14 protein-coding genes and 1 pseudogene are annotated in these 19,470 nt (G+C 65.6%); 4 read left to right on the top strand and 11 right to left on the bottom strand.

Features of this window, described 5'->3' with window-relative positions:
- Positions 1-8 precede the first annotated feature (8 nt).
- Positions 9-944 carry a glycosyltransferase family 2 protein gene (locus DL237_RS04120; RefSeq protein ID WP_119397774.1) on the bottom strand — a complete coding sequence of 312 codons (936 nt, stop codon included), beginning with the start codon at positions 942-944 and terminating at the stop codon, positions 9-11.
- Position 945: 1 nt separating this feature from the next.
- Positions 946-2,184 (bottom strand): oligosaccharide flippase family protein, encoded by a 1,239-nt coding sequence (locus DL237_RS04115; protein WP_119397773.1) that lies wholly within the window; start codon positions 2,182-2,184, stop codon positions 946-948.
- A 315-nt stretch (positions 2,185-2,499) separates the two neighbouring features.
- Here DL237_RS04115 and DL237_RS04110 point away from each other — a divergent pair, with 315 nt between their 5' ends.
- Positions 2,500-3,681, top strand: coding sequence for a polysaccharide biosynthesis/export family protein (locus DL237_RS04110; protein ID WP_119397772.1), 1,182 nt, complete (start codon positions 2,500-2,502; stop codon positions 3,679-3,681).
- 65 nt (positions 3,682-3,746) lie between these two features.
- On the opposite strand, the gene DL237_RS04105 is transcribed toward DL237_RS04110, so the two are convergent.
- From DL237_RS04105 to DL237_RS04090, 5 genes and pseudogenes are all read right to left on the bottom strand, one after another.
- The gene (locus tag DL237_RS04105; RefSeq protein ID WP_119397771.1) at positions 3,747-6,374 is read right to left on the bottom strand and encodes an ATP-binding protein; all 2,628 of its coding nucleotides are present in this window, start codon (positions 6,372-6,374) and stop codon (positions 3,747-3,749) included.
- Between the two features lie 45 nt (positions 6,375-6,419).
- Entirely contained in the window at positions 6,420-6,950 is a 531-nt protein-coding gene (locus tag DL237_RS04100; protein ID WP_233544859.1) for an oxidoreductase, read from the bottom strand.
- 177 nt (positions 6,951-7,127) lie between these two features.
- Positions 7,128-7,550 carry a hypothetical protein gene (locus DL237_RS21020; RefSeq protein WP_321186023.1) on the bottom strand — a complete coding sequence of 141 codons (423 nt, stop codon included), beginning with the start codon at positions 7,548-7,550 and terminating at the stop codon, positions 7,128-7,130.
- A 113-nt stretch (positions 7,551-7,663) separates the two neighbouring features.
- A pseudogene (locus tag DL237_RS21015) lies at positions 7,664-7,966 on the bottom strand (UTP--glucose-1-phosphate uridylyltransferase); the annotation flags it as partial.
- 120 nt (positions 7,967-8,086) lie between these two features.
- On the bottom strand, positions 8,087-9,499 hold the full coding sequence (locus DL237_RS04090; RefSeq protein ID WP_233544858.1) for a WecB/TagA/CpsF family glycosyltransferase: 1,413 nt from the start codon (positions 9,497-9,499) through the stop codon (positions 8,087-8,089).
- Between the two features lie 350 nt (positions 9,500-9,849).
- On the opposite strand from DL237_RS04090, the gene DL237_RS04085 reads away from it, so the two are divergent.
- From DL237_RS04085 to DL237_RS04075, 3 genes are all read left to right on the top strand, one after another.
- Positions 9,850-10,464, top strand: a complete 615-nt coding sequence (locus tag DL237_RS04085; protein WP_119397770.1) for a response regulator transcription factor — start codon at positions 9,850-9,852, stop codon at positions 10,462-10,464.
- A 109-nt stretch (positions 10,465-10,573) separates the two neighbouring features.
- Positions 10,574-12,064, top strand: a complete 1,491-nt coding sequence (locus DL237_RS04080) for a GumC domain-containing protein (protein WP_119397769.1) — start codon at positions 10,574-10,576, stop codon at positions 12,062-12,064.
- A gap of 8 nt (positions 12,065-12,072) precedes the next feature.
- The gene (locus tag DL237_RS04075) at positions 12,073-13,401 is read left to right on the top strand and encodes an O-antigen ligase domain-containing protein (RefSeq protein WP_119397956.1); all 1,329 of its coding nucleotides are present in this window, start codon (positions 12,073-12,075) and stop codon (positions 13,399-13,401) included.
- On the opposite strand, the gene DL237_RS04070 is transcribed toward DL237_RS04075, so the two are convergent.
- From DL237_RS04070 to DL237_RS04055, 4 genes are read right to left on the bottom strand one after another with little or no spacing between them, the layout of a single operon-like run.
- The gene (locus DL237_RS04070) at positions 13,398-14,084 is read right to left on the bottom strand and encodes a TetR/AcrR family transcriptional regulator (RefSeq protein ID WP_119397768.1); all 687 of its coding nucleotides are present in this window, start codon (positions 14,082-14,084) and stop codon (positions 13,398-13,400) included. The genes DL237_RS04075 and DL237_RS04070 overlap by 4 nt on opposite strands.
- On the bottom strand, positions 14,081-17,164 hold the full coding sequence (locus DL237_RS04065) for an efflux RND transporter permease subunit (protein ID WP_119397767.1): 3,084 nt from the start codon (positions 17,162-17,164) through the stop codon (positions 14,081-14,083). The genes DL237_RS04070 and DL237_RS04065 overlap by 4 nt, the downstream gene beginning before the upstream one ends.
- Positions 17,161-18,252, bottom strand: a complete 1,092-nt coding sequence (locus DL237_RS04060; protein WP_119397766.1) for an efflux RND transporter periplasmic adaptor subunit — start codon at positions 18,250-18,252, stop codon at positions 17,161-17,163. Before DL237_RS04060 ends, DL237_RS04065 begins: the two co-directional genes overlap by 4 nt.
- Positions 18,249-19,352, bottom strand: a complete 1,104-nt coding sequence (locus DL237_RS04055) for an efflux RND transporter periplasmic adaptor subunit (RefSeq protein ID WP_158585584.1) — start codon at positions 19,350-19,352, stop codon at positions 18,249-18,251. The genes DL237_RS04060 and DL237_RS04055 overlap by 4 nt, the downstream gene beginning before the upstream one ends.
- Positions 19,353-19,470: the final 118 nt, after the last annotated feature.

Raw genomic sequence — 19,470 nt, 5'->3', positions numbered from 1 at the left:
GGATCAGCTCACGCAGCAAAGAGGATGGCGCGCACAGGGCGCGGCAGCACAAGCGCCAGGACCGCGCCGATCGCCGTGAGTCCACCGCGAAACGGGTCCGAAAAAAAGCCGAGCGGGCTTTTGAGAACCCCCGCCGCAGTCAGGCGCAGGGCCTGGTGAGACGGCGCATTCGTGCGCAGGGCACGACGGGCCAGGTAGCGCAGATAGACGGCCTCTTGTGCCGCATTCGGCCGGTAGCCGTATTCGGCGGCAGCCTTGACCGCTGCGGCGCGACCGGCGCGCATCGCGTCGAGGTCGGCCGACAGACCCGCCGCGCAGGTGCGGTAGTAGGCCAGCAACTCGTCGATCGCGATCACCCGGTGACCTTCGGCCACCAGACGGATCAGCCACTCCAGATCTTCGTTGTGTACGATATTGCCGTCAAATCCGCCGGTGACGGCGAAAACCGAATGCCGCACGCAGAGGTTCGACATCGTGCAGACCGGGTTTTCGCCCAACAGCATCGGCACGCCCAGATCTTCTTTCGGGACCGAGGATTGGGTCCGACTGCGCGCGCCATCGAAAAAGGCAATGCGCCCATACGCGCCCGCCACCGAGGCGTCCTGAAACGCCGTATTCATCAGGGCGAGCTTGTTTGGTTCGAACAGGTCATCGGCGTCGCAGAACGACAGGATTTCACCGCGTGCCTCGCGCAGCGCCATGTTGCGGGCGTCGCTGGGGCCTTTTCCCGTGGGACGCAGGGCGCGATAGCGGGGGTCACGGGCAACGGCTTCGGCAATCAGGGTCGGCGTGGCATCGGTACTGCCATCGTCGATCAACAGGGCCTCCCAGTCGGTAAACGTCTGGGCGTCGAGGCTGGCAAGAGTTTCGCGCAGGGTCGCAGCGGCATTCCAGCAGGGAACGACAATCGTGAAACGGCAGGTGTACGCGGGAACAGTGGTCATTTCAAAAGGCCTCTTGACGGGTGAAGCTAAAGACCGGGGCAAGCACGAACAGGGCCGCGCCGATCTGGGTCAGGATCGCCACGGCCAGATAGCCGAAGGCGACGGAGGTCAGCCCGTAACGGGCCAGCACGGCAGTGTTCGCAACCAGGGCCAGCGTCATGCCGAGGGTCATCATCAGTTCCACGTGCGGTTGGTTGCGGGCGCGCAGCCACTGTGCCGCCCCCGACCAGAGCACCCCGGGTATGGCGGCCAGGCACAGAACGGAGACGATGATGTCGATGCCCTGCCAGGCGTCACCGAACAGGATCGGCACGTAAAAGGGTGCAGCCATGGCCTGGGCGATCACGACCGGCGCAATCACCGCAAGGCTGAGGCCCATGGCACGACGCAGCGCCGCAGCGGGGTCGCTGGCCGCGCACAGATGCGGGAACAGCGCGACCGAAAATGCCTGGGCAAAGGACGTCGCAAGGCCGAGACCCGCATTGAATGCCATGAAGTAGATGCCGAGAGCCTCGGTTCCCAACAGGGCGACGATAACCAGCTTGTCCGCCTGAAGGCGCAATGCCTTGACCACCTCGACCCCGAGAACCGACATGCCGTAGCGCACGAAGGGACGCAGCGGTGCCGGGCGCACCCGCAGATCGGGCGACCATGGGCGCAGGCGGCGCATGGCAATCAGCCAGATCGGCGCGGCCAGCAGACGCGGAAGAACCAGCGCGAGCGGGCCGGGAACGACCACGGCCAGGACGGCCGACATCACGTTGGCCCCGACGACCTGCCCTGCGGCGATGGCCGCGGTTTCCTGCAAACGGCCCTCCCGCATTGCGAGGGCGCATTGCACCAGGCCCGCAGGCATGAAGATGTATTCGCCGGCCAGAACCGCGATCAGCATGAACAAGGCCACATCGCCGTTCACGGCGAACACGAGGCCGCCAATTGCGATTTGCAGGGCGAACAGGCCAAAGCACCAGACGTCGAAGATGCGCCGAGCCGTCCGGCAGGTCGCCTCCAGCGCGTCGGGACGGGCGGAAATGATGCGCTGGCCGACGCCGTTGTCGGTCAGTGACTTCAGGATGTCGGCGGCGGCAAGGGCCGCTGCGGCCACGCCGATTGCGGTGGCGTCCATCGTCCGGGCGACCGCCACGACGACAAGAAGCCGCGATGCCTTTGCAGCCACTTCTGACAGGCAATAAGCCATCAGGTGGCGCGCAAATGGTCCGAGGCGATCCGTGATCATCATGGCGGTCTGTTCCGTGAGGTGTGCCGGCAATCGGCGGTGTGTGTTCTATACCGCGCCCGACGTGCAACCGTCGCGGTCCCGACGGGACAGTTGTTGCGCCCAAAGGTCGAGCGACCTATCCTTTCGGATATTCGCGACACGCCGCCAGACCTGCGGTCATCGCGTAGCCGACTTGTTCAAGGCGATGTAATCGCTACCGAATCCTCCGGAGGTGCCTGAGTGGCCGCTACTTTCCGTCCCGGTCCAGTTTCCGGCCCCACCCAAGGTGCCGCGCGACGCCGCGCTTTCGTCCGGCGGGGTACCGCGGTCGTCGTCATGGCCCTGACGGCCTGCGCTCCGCCGAAAAGCCCCGCGAACCTGGAACCAGCGGCGCAGGGCGGCGCCTACCAGGCGCAATACCGTGACCCCGAGGTCCGGCGCGAAGCACAGCCGTTTCTGCGTTCGGCCCAGATGAATGCCGCGCGCTGCCGACCCTTTGCCGGGGGGGCGGGTGACGGCAGCGGCGGCAAGCTGGGCGGGCGGGCCCCGATCGCACTGCGCGGGGAACTGCTGTCGCGTGGCGATCTGCTGGATCTGCGGCTGCCGGAGGATGCGACCTTTACCGACGAATACGTCGTGTCGCGTGATGGCACGCTGAAGCTGCCCTACCTGACCCCCATCCCTGCGCAGGGGCGCTCTACCACGGCAGTGGCGGGGGCTGTTCGCAGCGGCCTGGTAGAGGGCGGGTTCTATACCGAAGAGCCGGCGATTTCGCTGTTGGTCGAAGATTTCGCCGCGGCCCGCGTTGCCATTTCAGGGGCAGTGTTCGAACCGCGCACCGCTGATATCGGCGGTGTGCCGGGCGATCAGGTGGATGTGCGACGGCAAGGCGCGCTAGGCGACTCCACCGAGGGGCGCAACATTTCGGTCGCGCTGCGTGTGGCCGGCGGGGTGCGCCCGGATGCCGATCTGTCTGCGGTGCGGCTGACCCGCGGTGGCACCAACTATCGCCTGGATCTGCGGGGCGCGCTGGAGGGACGCAGCTTTGACGACGTGATGCTGATCACCGGCGACGAGGTCTTTGTGCCCACGCGCGACTGTTTCCAGGATTGGATGCTGGTGCCGGGTCCGATCAGCCCCCCTGGCGTGTCGCTGTACCTGTCGAACCTGACGCAACCAGCGACCGGAAATGCCCCGTCAGCCATTGGGCAAACCGTGCGCGAGGTGCCCTATGGTACGCGTTTCATGCAGGCGGTTGTGGATTCCAACTGTGTCGGCGGCGCACGTGCAACCAGCGCCAACCGATCCGCCGCGCTGTTTTCGCGAAACCCCGTGACCAAGGTTTCTGTCGTTATCGAACGGGGCATCGAAGACATGCGCACGCGCGCCGAGCGGGACGACTATGACCCCTACCTGCTGCCGGGCGATGCCATTGCCTGCTACGACAGCACTATCACCAACGTGACTGAAATCGGCAGGGTGCTGGGCATTGTCGGTGCCGCGACGCTGCTGAAATGATTGCACGACCCGGGCTGCGTGGCCCCTGCCCGCGCTGCCAGCCCAGGTGGGCGCGGGGCGCGATCTCAGGCCGTCTGGCGCGCTTCGTCGCACCAGATATCCAGCGCGGTGCGGCTGCGTGCCCACAGGTCCGGCAATGCCGCGATCAGAGCCGGGTCGACGATCTGCCCCTGCTTTAGCGCGGACTCGATCTGCCCGAGGTGCCCGCGCAGGGCCTTAAGTCCGAAGGCGGCACAACTGCCCGCGACCCGGTGGGCCCGGGCCTGAAGACCCGGATCATCTGCCGCCCGGCCCACGAACCAGCTGATGTCCTTTTGCGTTTCCTCGACGAAGCGGCGCAGCAACGCGTCGCGCGCGCTTTCGGGCAGATCGATCCAGAAGCGTTCAAGATGGGCCGTATCCAGCAGCGCATCGAGCATCGAGGGCGACAATTCGGGCGGCACGTCCAACTGTGCACCTGCATCGCCCGCTTGACCGCGCGCGGCGGCCAGAGTTGCCAGCAACTCGCCCCGGTCCAACGGTTTCGATATGCAGTATTCCATTCCTGCGTCACGGAACTGGGCAATTTCTTCGGGCAGGGCATGGGCGGTGACCGCCAGAATGGGCGTGCGCACGCAGGGGCCATTGCCCGCACGGATTCGCCGTGCCGCGGCCTGCCCATCGAGGACCGGCATGGAAATATCCATCAGGATCATATCAAAGGCACGGGTATTGGCCATTTCGACGCCTGCCATGCCATCGTTTGCCTCGACGACCTCGTGTCCTTCGGCGGTCAGCATCTGGCGGGCAACGAAGCGGTTTATCTCGTTATCCTCGACCAGCAGGATCGACATCGGCGCCAGCGTGGTCTGGCGGGACGCCGCTGGGGTTTTCGTCCGTCTGTCGGGCCCTTCGAACGCGGGCATTTGCGCAACCGGGATCATCGGGATCCGAATCCAGAACAGGCTGCCCTCGCCCACCTCGCTTTCGGCGCCGATCGCCCCCCCCATCAGACCGACCATGCGTCGGGCGATCCCGAGGCCAAGACCCGTACCCCCGGCCTGGCGCGCGTAGGACGAATCGAGTGTCTCGAAATCCTGGAAGATCCGCTCCAGATCGCTGTCGGCGATGCCGATCCCGGTATCGATGACGCGAAATTCCAGCTGGGGGTCGCGAAAGCCGAGAGTCTCGACCTCGATATCGACCCGGCCGCCACGCGTAAATTTCACCGCATTGCCAAGCAGATTCAAAAGCACCTGCCGCAATCTGCGGGCATCCCCCGCGATCGCATCCTGTGCTTCGCCTTCCCAGTGCCATTCAAGGGCCGTGGCATTGGCGGCCGCCAGCGGTGCGATCGTTTCCACCACGCCATCCAGCAGACGCGTGACCGAGAGCGGTTTCTGCTCGACCGACAGTTTTCCGGCTTCGAACTTCGCAAGGTCCAGAACGTCATTCACCAAGCCCAGCAACAGCTGACCCGAGGACTGCATGTGGTCCAGCAGATCGCTCTGCGCCTCACTCATCTGATGGTCCCTCAGCAATTGCATCGTGCCGAGCAGGCCGTTCAGGGGCGTGCGCATCTCGTGGCTCATCACGGCGAGGAACTCGGCCTTGGCGCGTTCGCCAGCCAGCGCCCGGTCCCGTGCGTCGGTCAGCCCCTCTTCGGCGGCTTTGCGACGAGAGATATCGCGGATGAATGCCACGTAGACGGGCCCATCCGTGCCCTCGGCCCGGTCAAAGGTGATTTCAGCGGGAAAGGTGCGCCCGCCGCGCGCCATCGCCACGACCTGCAGCGTCCGGTCAGCCGCCTGAAGCGCCGGGGCATTCGCATCGGGGTCGAACTGGTCGCGGGCGAGGCGCATGATCTTTTCCCGGCTTTCGGGCACGATCAGCAATTCCAGCATGTCCCGCTCGCGCGCTTCATCCCTCGAATAGCCAAAGATGGTCTGGGCTGCGGAATTGAATTCTCGGATGCGCCCGTCCGCATCGCTCAGCACCATCGCGTCGAGCGAGGTTTCCACGATGGTGCGCATACGGCCCGCCGTACGCTCGACCTCGGCTTCGCGCAGAGAGGCGAGACGGTTCAGGCGCCAGAGCGCCAGAGCCAGCAACATGAGGCCGGCCAGAACGATGGCCAGCACGGCTGCAAGGCGGATCAGCGTCCCCATGACCTGCTGACGCTGGCGATCGGACTCATTGGCAAAGGCGGCAAGGCCAGCAAGCGTAAGGTCGCGCACATCCCCCATGATCGCATTGGCCCGCGCCTGCATCTCTGGCAATCCTGCCCGCAGATCCGCATCCGATCCGTCGATGATCGGGACCGCGAAGTCCATGAATTCACGAATGTTTTGACGCGGCTGGATCAGTTCGCTCTTATCCCGCATCCCGCGATAGACTTCGCCGGACTCGAGCGTGTTGAGCCGGCTGTAGAAAATGTCGAAACGGCGCCGCACGTCCTGCAGGGTGACCTGATTTTCCTCGGCCAGCTCAAGGGCCAGCCGGAACTGCATGTATTCGACGTCAGCCTGGGCCAGGCTCCATTGAAGGTTGTCCGAATTGGACGTGCTGAGCGTATCGATCTCCCGCAGGACGCCGAGAGCCATTGCGCCGACCAGTCCGACGCAAAAGACCAGCGCGAGGACCGTCGCGGTGGTGCGGGTCCACAACCGGGCGGCAAGGGTGCGGACGCGCGGCTGATCTTCGGGCAGGCTCATGTGTCGCTCCGTTGTCCGGGGGGCGACGACAGCCGCCCTGTTCCGCTACTCCATCTCGATGCGATCAAGCTGCCAGATGCTGCGCGAATATGCGACCTCTGACTGATACGCGGGTTTGCTGTCATAGGGATAGATCACCCAAAGCGGGCCCTTGTCACGCAGGCTCATCGGTGCGCCGTTATTGAGGTAGGCGATGATCGGACCACCATCGACCCAGTCTTCACCGGGAATGGTGACCGCATAATCATTGACCGCCATGGCGCGCAATTCATCGGCATCGGTTCCAACGGCGGCAGCAAGATCAATCAGTTGCACGCCGGTGAAGGTCTGCACGCCCTCGGTCCAGATGGTGCTGGTGCGGATCGTCACGGCGGGCAGCGCCTCGAGCATTTTTCGGTCAAAGCGCGCGGCATTGTCGGCATTGGTGTTGGTGATCGCGCCGGTCACGGTCAGCAGAACGTCACCTTCGGGTGCGGCGAGGTCGGCGGCCTGCGTGCCGAAGGGAGCAGAGGCCAGCAGTCCCGCCACGACAAGGGAAAGGACCGGGAAACGGGGTTTGTGGGGTGCGATGGTCATGACGTCTCCTGCTGTTGAGGTGGTTACTGTGTGCCCTGAAACCGGCCTCTGCGGCAGAGGGGCATCGGCACATCCGGCCTATCCGAACGGATAGGTTTCACGTCGGTATCTGGTCGGTGTCTTTGCGGTGTCTTTGCGGTGTCTTTGCAGTTTTTCGCCCTGCCGGGCGGCGCAAGGTCACGCGACACCTTGGAGGGAGCGCGCCGACCCGGAGGGGTGTTCAGGGTGCAGCGAGCAGCCTGGCCGCACATGCGCCAGGTGGCGCCGCATGGCCGCAGCGACGGCGGGGCCGACATCGGCGCGTTGCATCGCATGGGCCAGTGTCGCCGCGAGGTAGCCCGCGACCGAGCCGCAGTCGAAGCGTTCTCCTCGAAAGCGCAGGCCCGTGATAACGCCCGTCGCGGCATCCGCGTTGATGGCATCGATCCGTTGAATTTCGCCGCCCGCGCCCGGCCGGGTTTCCGACAGACGCGCGAAGATCGACGGCTCCAGGATGTAGCGCCCGACAACGGCCAGGCGCGATGGTGCCTGTGCGGGTTCGGGTTTTTCCACCAGACCACGCGGGAATGCGATCGGCCCTTCGCTGCGGTCGACGTCCATGATTCCGTCGGCAGGATTCCGTCGGCGCGCACGGCGTCGGGTGCGACCTCCATCGCGGCAACCATCTGCGCCAGGCAGCCCCTTGGCGCCATGATCACATCGTCGGGCAGCAGCAGGGCAAAGGGTTGATCCCCCACCAGATGACGCGCCAGGCCCACGGCGTGACCAAGCCCGAGCGGGCGATCCTGACGCAGGAAACGGGCGGTTCCGCGCGGCAGGATACCCGCCTGAACGGCCTGAAGGGCGGCGGTCTTGCCCGCACGGTGAAGCCTGCGTTCAAGATGCGGGACCCTGCCATAGTGCGTTTCGATCGCAGGTTTGTCGCGCGAGGTGACGAAGATGAACTGTTCGATCCCCGCCGCGCGGGCCTCCTCGACCGCGTCGTCTATCAGGGGGCGATCGACCAGCGGCAGCATCTCCTTCGGGACGGCCTTGGTGGCGGGGCGAAAGCGGGTTCCGAGACCGGCGACGGGAAAGACTGCGATCTTGACATGGGACATGCGAGAGCTCCTCGCTCAGATGCGTGGGCAGTGCGGTCAGTAGGCGCCACGCCCGCCGACGACGGCACGAAAGGTCATTGCCATGATGACAAGGTCCAGCAGGGTCGAGCGGGCATCGGCATAGGCAAGATCCATGTCGACCATCCGGTCGAAGCCGATCTCGGCACGGCCCGAGACCTGCCAGATCCCGGTCAGGCCGGGGTTGACGGCCAGCCGGCCAAGGGCGCGGTCGGGATAGGCCGCGACCTCTTCCGGCAGCGCGGGGCGGGGGCCGACGATCGACATGTCGCCGCGCAGGATGTTCAGCAACTGGGGCAATTCATCCAGCGACAGGCGACGCAACAGGCGTCCGACGCGGGTCACGCGTGGGTCGTTGCGGGATTTGAAACAGATCCCTTCGCGGTCCGAAGTGGCCAGCAACGCGGCGCGGCGCTGCTCTGCATCGGCGTACATCGAGCGGAACTTGTACATCGTGAAGGGTTTGCCATTGCGCCCGATCCGGGTCTGGCGAAACAGGACGGGGCCACCGCTTTCGATACGGATCGCGGCGGCCAGCACCAGCGCGACCGGGGCCAGAAGGGCCACCGCCGCACCTGCCGACGCGATGTCCATCACCCGGCGACGAAGGCCGTATCCGTCGACCCGACCCACGGCGTGGGCGGCGGCACGGGCCAGAAAGGTGACGTTTCCGGCAAGATAGCGTCTGGCCATGCGACGCGGTTCGCAAGCGAGCCGCCAGGCCCATTCGGCGCGCGCCCGGCGCACCAGCGCAGGGGCACGACGGACACGCCCGGCCAGGAAATCCAGCAACGCACCGACACCCATCGTGATACGGGCGTCAAGGCGGTGCGCATTGCGCGCCAGCCAGACATCCTGCATCGGCACGCCCAGTGCGGTGATCAGGATATCCGGTCGGGCGGCATTGATCGCGGCAATCACGGCGTCTTCGTCGGCCATGCCGTCGTAGCCGTCGCGGGTGCCCACGATGCGCAGGCCGGGGATCGACAGGCAGAGCTGGCGGGCGGCGGCCTCGGCCACCCCCGGGCGGGCGCCCAGCAGGTAGACACCCAGCCCCTTTGCCGCCGCCGCCTTGAGCAGGGCCGGGGTGAAATCGGTGCCGTTGAGGTTTTCCGCAAAGCGTGCTCCGCAGAACCTGGCAGCCAGTTCGATGCCGATCCCATCCGGCAGGATCATGTCAGCCGTGGCCAGCGCATCGGCATAGGTGGCGTCCCTTGCCATCACGTTGCCGCAGTGGGCGTTCAGGAAGGCCACCCGGCGGCGACCGGTGGTGTGCAGCAGATCGTGAATGACCGCCGCGGTTGTGCCGCTGACGAGGTCGAGGCCGAACAGGCTGACATGCGACAGCCGCGATTGGCGCGGTGCAAACGCGTTGAGCGCATCGAGCGCCGGGCGGGGCGCGGGCATCTTGGCAGAATCTACGAAGGTCATGGCGGTCTCCAGTTTGCGTGAGTTGCCAATGAGATGCCGCCAATCCCCCCGCCCTTTCAACGGCGCGGAGGGAGGGCGGGACGCCCCGCGCGGCCAGCCCCGCTGACCGCGCGGGTAGGCCCCGGCCCCGTTTGTGCGGCCCCCACCATCCACACGGATAGCGCGATAGCCGAAGGGGTAGCGGCGCAGTGGCAACACGGGTGGCCTTGCCGTTGTTTTTGTTCGCCAATGGGCAAGTGATGATCTACGTTCGACACAAAGCTGGTCCGTTCCCATGCCATCCGGCGCCGCGCCCTGGGGCCGGCGCGGCGCGCGGCCTGGTTCGCACCGGTGCATTGAGTGGAGAAGAGATGCGCATTCTGATCGCTGACGATCACGATCTGCTGCGGGATACGCTGGTGCTGTACCTCGAAAACGAGAGCGGGTTCGAAGCCGACACCGCTGCCGATTTCCCGTCGGCCCTGCAGATGGTGCAGCAAAATCCCGGATACGATCTGGTGCTGCTGGATTTCATGATGCCCGGTATGGACGGGCTGGAGGGATTGCGGCGGATGTCGCGGGAACCCGGTGCCGCCCATGTCGCCATCATCTCGGGCACCGCGAACAAGGAGGTGGCCGAGGAGGTACTGGCCTCGGGCGCGGCAGGGTTCCTGCCCAAGACCTTGTCGGCAAAGTCTCTGGTGAATGCGGTACGCTTCATGTCCATGGGCGAGCAATACGCCCCGCTGGATTTCCTGCGCGCCAGTGACGATACCCCGGCGCATCCGCTGGCGGAAAAGCTGTCGCAACGCGAATACGAGGTGCTGGAGGGGCTGACGCAGGGCAAGTCGAACAAGGAAATTGCCCGCGATCTGGATATCCGCGAGCCGACGGTAAAGCTGCATGTGAAAACGCTGTATCGCAAGATCGGCGCGGCCAACCGGACACAGGCCGCGATGATCGCCAAGGAACAGGGGCTGTTCTGAACCTACCCTTTCGGATGGGTGCACTCTCCTCCTGCGCGGTGCGCACATACCGTCGCGCAGGCACATCGGCGGGCGTAACCTTGTATGTCCAGGGGCAAGGAGAACCGCCATGCCCAGCAAGACATACCGCCCTGCCCGCCCCTTCGGACTGCCCAGGATCGTGCGCCTGCCGCTGCGCGACCTGTCGGTTTCGCGTCTGTTTCGCGGCGGTCGCCCGACCGATCTGGGCCGCCTGCCACGGTATGCCGGGATCTTTTCCATCGGGGTGGCCTGCATCTGGATGCCGATTTCGAGCTACCTGGCCACGGCACCGCTGCGCTATACCAGCCATCTGTCGCTGATCCTGCCCGGTTCGGGGGCCTCTTCCTCGGTCAGCCTCAGCCAGATCGGGCAAGCGTCCTCCTTTGCGAATTCGGCCTTTTCCAACGGCTCGGTCAGCCCGACCGAAACCTACAAGCGCCTGTTGGGGGCCGAGCGTATCCTGACCGCCGCCTCTGGGTCGATGGGGATGCAGAGCCGCGATTTCGGGCAGGCCCGGATCGAGCTGGTCGATCAGACCGGGCTGATCCACGTCGCCATCACCGGCAATTCCCCCGAGGACGCGCAGGCCCGCAACCAGGCGTTGCTGGCCGCGTTCTTTTCCGAGATCGAGGCACTGCGCGCGAACGAGGTGCGGATGCGCCAGGACAGCGGCCAGTCCGCCATCGACGAATACCGCAACTCCGTCATCGCGACGCGGGCGGAAATATCCGCATTGCAACGCGAAAGCGGTCTGATCTCGGCGGAACAATATGATGCGCTGGTGGCCGAAGCCGACGCGCTGGCGCGCGCGACGCGGGATCTGTCGGTGACGCTGGATGAAAAGACCAAGGCGGTGGAACGTCTGGAAGCGGCACTGGACACCAGCCCCCACCTGGCGGCGGCGGCGCTGCGCCTGCATGCCGACACCCAGTTCGTCGCGCTGACCGAGGAAATGTCGCTGCGCGCGACCGAGCTTTCGCAACTGCGCGGGCGGTTCGGTGAACGGCACCCGCAGGTCGCCAGCGCCCGTGCCGGCCACGCAGCCGCGGAAACCGAGGCGAACATCCGCGCCAAGATGCTGACCGGCCTGTCCGCCGAAGAACTGACCACCCTGGACATCAGCCATGTCGGCAGCCGGGCCGCGCTGCTGAGCGACCTGGTGAAACTGGACGCCGAGCGGGCCGGGTTGATCGCGGAACATGACGCCATGACCACGCGCCTGCAAACATCGCAGGCGCGCAAGCTGGCGCTGATCGACGTCGCGGCGCGGCTGGAGGATCTGCAACGCGACTTTTCCGTTTCCGAGGCCGTCTTTGCCTCGGCCATGGCGAAATCGCAGACCTCCAAGACCGATCTCTATGCCTCCTACCCGTTGGTGCAGGTGCTGGAAGATCCGTCGCTGCCGGTCGAGCCGTCATCGCCGCGCCGCAAGCTGGCCCTGGCCGCGGGTATCGCCGCCACCTTCTTTCTGTTCATGGGCCTGCTGCTGGGCTGGCTGCGCCGCCCCCTGATCGGCAGCCTTCTGCATGAGGGGCGCACCGCCCCGTCGACGCCCGGTCACATGGTTGCGGCAGAGTGAAAACCGAGATGGACATTCGCCCCGCCAATCCCGCCGAAGCCGTCGTGTTCAAGGCGCTGAAATGGACCTGGCCCTTCTACTTTGTCGGGGCCTTGTACGTCGTCGGGCCGATCCTGGCCTGGAGCCTGGCCGCGCTGGCGTTCCTGTCGCTTTACCTCGGCCCGGCGATCCGGGCCGACCTGCGGGCGCGGGGTCCGGTGCCGGGCGCCGTCTGGCTGTGGTTCGCGGGCATGGGCGTGATGCTGATCGCGCTGTGGGTCGGGCACCTGGATTGGGGCCTTGGCACCAAGCAGACGATCAAATCGTCGATCGGCTGGGCCAAGGGCTGGGCGCTGCTGGCGCTGTTTCCGTTTGTCGGGTCGGTCCTGCCGATCCGGCGCGAGGTGCTGATCCGGGCGCAGTGCATCGTCGGTCTCTGGACGTTGTGCCTGACGCCGATCCTGTTCATCGCGCCGCAGATCGGCCTGCCCGAGCGCCTCTTTACCTCTCCGCTCAAGGCCATCGGGGGGCCGGGGCCGGAATATTTCAGCGTCTTCCTGTTCACCTGGGACCCGTCGAGCTGGACCCCGAGGTGGCAGTTCTATGCGCCCTGGTCGCCCTTTGCCGCCCTGCTGGGGGTGCTTCAGGTCTGCTTTGCCCTGGAGGAGAAATCGATCAAGTGGCGCAGCATCGGCATTGCGGCCGGCATCACCATGATCCTGCTGTCGAAGTCGCGCATGGGGATGATCGGTCTGGTCGCCTGCACCGTCGGGCCGCGCATGCTGCCCCTGCTGCTGAAGGGCTGGGCCTGGCAGGTGCTGGCGGGTATCACGGCATCGCTGGCCGTTGTCGGCACCTATCTGTTGCAGGCGTTGAAGGATGGCGTTGCGGCCTTCAAGGGCGCGCGGGCCGACAGCACGCGGGTGCGGGAAACCCTGCAACGCATCGCCGGAGAGCGGTGGGAGAACGAGGCCTACTGGTTCGGACATGGCACGGTACAGCCCGGGGCGCATGTGGTCGAATTCATGCCGATCGGCAGCCACCATACCTGGTGGGGGCTGCTGTTCGTGAAGGGGCTGGTGGGTATGTTGGCGTTGCTGGTGCCGCTGGCCTACCAGACGTTGCTGGCGCTGACCGATGCCGCCCGAGGCCCGCGTGGTCGGCTGCCGCTGGCCGTCATGATGACGATCATCCTGCTGTCGTTTGGCGAGAACCTGGAGATCGAGGCCTACATGCTGTGGCCGGGCCTGATGATCCTGGGCATTCACGCCGCTGAGATGAGCCGGGACGCCCGCGCACGCCGACAGGGCCACGTGCAGGCCGCTGGTCCGGCTCTGGTCGCGGCACCGGGCCGCTAGTCGGGGGCGTGCTGCTGGCGAACTGCCTCGGCGCGCGCGATCAGGCTGTCCGCCGGGGCATCAAGCGGGTCGCAGGGTTGATGCGACAGCACTTCGGCTTCTGCGTGAGGGACGCCGAGCAGCCGCAGCAGGGCGGCGACGGCGGCGGCACGGTCGGTCTGGTAGCCGTCGCGTTCGCGCTGAAGCACGCCCATGACCCCCGCTTGCAGGAAATAGCAGGCAAGATAGTCGGGCATGGGGCAGAACCGTCCCGTCTCCAGCCCCCACGCAAGCAGCCGTGGCGCGACATCCTGGATGGCGGCGCTCGGCCCGCCGGGCTCGTCCACGCCGAGCTGCGCCGCGAACTGGCCGATCAGGGGGTAGCGGTGAAACGTCGCCATGAACCGCAGGATGCTGAGGGCAACCGCAGCGGCGGGATCCTTGCTGGTCTGATCCGCTTGCATGACAAGGTGGATCAACTCGTCCTTGAGGGCGATCTTGGCGGCCAGCAGGACGTCGTTCACGGTGGCAAAGTACTTGTAGAACGTGCCCCGCGACACCCCGGCCTCGGTGATGATGTCGTCGATCACCGCGCCCGCCGGGCCTTTGGCGGCGATCACGAAGATCGTCGCCTCGACCAGGCGGGCATGCATCTTTTCCCGTCTCTGGGCAGCAACCGCGATGCGGTGGTCGGGTTTCGTCATGCGGAGGCGCTTTCGGTTTCGGCCCTGGCCTTGTCCGCCTTGTCGGGCGGGCGGACGCCGAAGACGGCGCAATACAGGGCCGGTGCGAACAGCAGCGTGATCATCGTGCCGGCGATGATGCCGCCCATCATGGCATAGGCCATCGGCCCCCAGAACACCTGCCGCGAAATCGGAATCAGCGCCAGGCTGGCGGCGGCGGCGGTCAACAGGATCGGGCGCGCCCGGCTGTCGGTGGCGCCGAACACCGCGTCCCATTTGCTGCGCCCGGCCAGCAACAGATCCTTCACCTCCTGGAACAGGATGATCGAATTCCGGATCAGGATGCCGATCAGTGCAAGGACGCCGAGGATCGCGACAAAGCCCAGGGGGGCACCCGCAGGCAGCAATGCGGCGACCACGCCGATCAGGCCCAGCGGCGCAACCGCCAGAACCACGAACATCAGCCGGAAGCTCTGCATCTGCACCATCACCAGCGTCAGCATGATCAGCAGCATGATCGGCACGACAGCCACGATGGGCGCCTGACTTTCGGCGCTGGATTCCGCCGATCCGCCCACTTCGACCAGGTAACCCGCGGGCATCGTCTGGCGGAAATCGTCGATCACGCCGGCGAGGTCCTTGACCAGTGTATCGGGCTGATCACCGCCCAGGATGGCGGCCTTGACCGTGATCGTGGGCACCCGGTTGCGCTGATAGATCACGGGCTGTTCCGTGGTCCATTCAAGGCGCGCGAAGGAGGACAGCGGGATCGGCTGGCCCTGCGCATTGCCGAATTGCAGGTTTTCCAGCACGTCGAGCGACGTGCGGTCCTCTCTCACGCCGCGGGCCAGCACCTCGACCAGCTTGTCGCCATCGCGCAGGTCGGTAACGCTCGACCCTTCGAAAAGCTGGTAGAGCGATTGCGCGACGTCGGACTGTGTCAAGCCGAGCTGGCGCAGCTTGGCCTGATCCAGCACGACGCGCACGACGCGGGCCGGTTCGTTCCAATCCAGGCTGATCGACGTCAGGCGGACATCGGTGGAAATGGCCGCCGCCAGTTCGCGCGCGGTATCGCGCAGCACATCCGGGTCCGGTCCCGAGACGCGGTACTGGACGGGCTTGCCGACGGGCGGACCCAGTTCGATGTATTTCGGAAAGAACTCGGCGCCGACTGTCTGGGCGTCATACGCGCGGATCTTGTCCGCCAGGGCATCGCGGGCATCCAGGTCCGGGGTCATGATGACCAGCTGCCCGATATTCGGCGTCGCTGTCAGCGAATCCAGCGTCAGGATGAACCGTGGCGCACCGCGCCCGATATATGTCGACCAGAAGGAGGTTTCCTGCTGCTGGCCCAGCCAGTCTTCGAAGCCCTTGATCATGGCATTCGTCGCCTCGAAATCGGCGTTCTGGCGCAGTGTGACGTCGACCAGGATTTCCGGTCGGTCCGAGGTTGGAAAGAATTGCTGTTCGACGCGGCCCAGGCCCACGACAGAGAGGGCAAAGATCAAGATCGTGGCGAGAATGGTGACCCATTTGAAACGCATCGCGGCGCGCAGCACGACGTGGAACATGCGGCGAATGCGACCGGCCTTGTGTTCTTCGTGATGCTTCATCTTCCTGGACAGGAAGGTCGAGCCGAGGACCGGGGCAAACAACACCGCCACAACCCAGCTGAGCACGAGCGAGATGGCGATCACGTAGAAAAGCGACCGGGTGTATTCACCTGCCTGGCTGCTGTTGAGGCCGATGGGGATGAACCCCGCCACGGTGACCAACGTGCCGGTCAGCATGGGGAAGGCGATGGATGTCCAGGCATAGGACGCCGCCTTTCCGAGGCTTTCGCCCAGTTCCAGGCGGGAAATCATCGTCTCGATCGCGATCATCGCATCATCGACCAGCAGCCCGAGCGCAATGATCAGCGCCCCGAGCGAGATCCGCTGAAGCGTGATCCCCATCGCGTCCAGGATGACAAAGGTCATGGCCAGCACCAGCGGGATCGATAGCGACACCACCATCCCCGCCCTGAACCCGAGAGAGACGAAGCTGACCGCCAGCACGATCACCACCGCCTCGATCAGCGAACGGATGAAGTGGCTGACGGATTCCTCGACCACGTGGGGTTGATCCGCGACGCGATGCACCTCGATCCCGATGGGCAGATCTGCCGCGATCTTGTCCATCATCGCGCTCAGCTGCTCTCCGAAATCGAGGATGTTTCCGCCTGCGCGCATCCCGATCATGAGACCGATCGCTTCCTTGCCATTGTACCGGAACAGTTCGGATGGCGGATCTTCGTAGCCTGCGGTCACATCCGCGACATCGGCGAGCGTGAAGAACGTGTCGCCGCTGCGCAGCGGCGCATAGGCCAGCTCTTCTGCTGAATCGAATTGTCCGCTGACCCGCACGAGGATCTGTTCCGCCCCTGTGTGGATGATTCCCGAAGGCACGATCGCGTTTTGCGCCGCAAGCGTGCTGAGCACCGTCTGGCGATCCAGCCCAAGCGCGGCAAGCCGGCTGTTGGAAAATTCGATGTGCACGACGGGATCACGCACGCCAACCAGATCGACCTTGCCGGCCTCGTCCAGTTGCAGGATCGAGGTGCGCACCTTTTCAACGCGCTGCTCCATCTCACGCGGGGAGAAGCCGTCGGAGGTGAAGGCATAGATGCTGCCGTAGACGTCGCCGAAATCGTCGTTGAAGAAGAAGCCGCCGAATTCGTCGGGAAAATCGCCCTCGATATCGTGCATCATGTTGCGCACCTTGGACCAGGTGCCGGGCACGTCCTGCGGCTTGGTATCGGCGCGCAATTCGACATAGACCACCGCCGCGCCGGGGTAGGTGACCGAGCGTGTATAGTCGAGCGGATCGAGTTCCTGCAGCTTTTTCTCGATCCGGTTGGTGACCTGGGTCACCGTTTCCTCGGCCGTGGCGCCCGGCAGGACCGCGCTGACGACCATCGTCTTGATGGCGAATGTCGGATCCTCCTCGCGGCCCATCGAGACATAGGCGAAGGCCCCGGCGAACAGGGACACGACCATCAGGAACCACACGAAGGAGCGATGATGCAGCGCCCAGTCCGACAGGTTGAAACCCTTTTTCATTGTGCGCGCTCCCCGACGCTCTGGCCTTCTTCCAACGAGTTGGCCCCCTTGACGATGATTTCGTCCCCGACGGACACACCCGCCATGACCTCGATACGGTCACCGATGGCAGACCCCAGGGTGACCGGGATCGCGTTGACCGTGCGCGCCGGGCCGGTGACGCGCCACACGGTCGGCTGGTCTGGGCCACCCGTGATCGCGCTTTGCGGCAGGGTGATGATCTCGTCCCCGACGGCGGCATAGGTCGCGCTGACAAGGCTGCCGATGCGGAACCGGTCCTGATCATCGTCGATCGCCAGCCGCAGGCGACGCCCGCGCAGGGTGTCGTCGGCCACGGGTTCGATCAGGCGCAGCCTGGCCATCACAGGATCGTCGGCGCCTTCGTGACCCGACAGCCTGAACGCGGCATCCGGCGCCAGCAGCGCAAGGAATTCGCTGGGCACGTCGATCACCGCTTCGCGGCCTTTCAGGTCGGCCAGCGTCACCACCGTGGTTCCGGCGGACACGACAGTGCCCTGTTCGACCGGTGTATCCAGAACAACGCCCGCCTCGGGCGCGGACAGGCTGCCATAGCTCAGCGCCTCTCTTGCGCTGGTCAGATCTGCCTCGGCCGCCTTCACCTGGGCGGCGGTGGCGTTTCGGTTCGCCTCGGCCTTTTCGACATCGGCCTTGGTGGCGATGTCGCGGTCGGCCAGCGCCCGTGCCCGGCTGTAGGATTGTTCGGCAAAATCCGCAGCCGCCCGCGCCGAGGAAAGTGCAGCCTCGGCCGAGGCGACGTCTTCTTGCAGCGAGACCCGGTCGAGGGTCGCCAGCACCTGGCCCGCATCGACGAGGTCGCCGGGGGCGGCGTCGAGGCTGGCGATCCGACCGATGGTCTGAAAGGCCAGATTGGTTTCATGCGCCGCCTCGATCACACCGGGGAACATGCGTTCGCGGGTCGGATCTGCGGTGACGATTTCGCTGACGGCGGGGCGCGGCCCGGCAGGTGGCGCCCCGGCCTCTTCCGCCGATGCAAAGGCGGGGGACACAGAGACGGGCCACACGAAAACGGGGCAAAGCAGTGCCACGACAAACAGCAGACGGTTCATTGCCCGGCCTCCTTGATGATAACGGACCGCCCCGGAAACAGCGATTGTGCACCGTCGGTGACAACGATGTCGCCATCCGTCAGCCCCTCCGAAATCTCGACCTTGTCACTGGAATAGGCGGCGATGGTGACCTGGCGCAGTTCCGCGTGCAGATCGCCTTCGCGCACGATCCAGACGGCCGGGCCGGCGTCCTGTGCGGTCAGTGCCGTCCAGGGAACGCTGATCACCGGGTCGCCTTCGATGGTCAGTTCCCCGATCACCGGCTCTCCGATGGTAAAGGTGCGCGCCGCGTCGCCCTCGATCGCCGCCTTGGCGGTGACCGTGCCGTTTTCCGAAACGACGGGTGAAATCTCGGACACGGGCACGACAATCTCGTCGCCGCCCTCAAGCGGGGTCAGTCGGATCGGCTGACTGAGGAATTCGTTCAGATCCGGCAAATCCGGGGTCAGGAACACCGCTTCGCGGCCCGCCGAATTGGCCAGGGTGACGATGGCCTGCCCCGCGCCGACGACCTGCCCCGGTTCTGCGGAGCGGTCGGTGACCACCGCGTCTTCGACCGCGCGCAACACGGTATCTTCGGAGGCGCGCTTGGCCGAGGCCAACTGGGCCTGCGCCTGATCGCGCGACGCCTTGGCCTTGAGATAGGTTTCGGTGGCGGATTCAAGATCGGACTGCGTTCCCGAGCCACGCTTGAGCAGCCCGGACGCGCGATCGCGCGCCTGTTCGGCCTGCACCAGGGCCGCCGCAGCAGCATCGAGCGAGGCCTGCGCAGCCCGCAGCGATGCATCGGTCTGGGCCGGGTCGACCTGCGCGATTTCGTCGCCGGCGCGCAGCACATCCCCGACATCGACATTGACAGAGATCACCCGCCCGCCGTCGCGGAACCCGGCAGAATAGCTGTCTTTTGCGGCAATCGTGCCGGTCAGGTGAAAATCGCGGGTGCGCGGGGTCGTGGCAACGGTGACCACGTGAACCGGCAAGGCCGCAGGAGCAGAGGGGCCTGCGGGATCGTCCGCAGCGTCGTCGGCCGCGCGCGCAAGTCCGGGATCGAGCAACAGCGCCATTGCGCCGAACGCCACCAACAAAGCCTTAGGGGTCATGTCGCCTCCTGCGGCGCCGAGACGCCAGTGAGTCATTCCTTGCAGGCTGCATCCTCAATAGTGACAGTAATGTCAACATGACAGATCATTCAATTTGAGATATCTTGCGAAACCCCGG

The organism is Pseudooceanicola sediminis, assembly GCF_003575965.1.
Taxonomy (GTDB): Bacteria; Pseudomonadota; Alphaproteobacteria; order Rhodobacterales; family Rhodobacteraceae; genus Pseudooceanicola; species Pseudooceanicola sediminis.
This window is presented reverse-complemented; position numbering and strand designations above follow the sequence as displayed.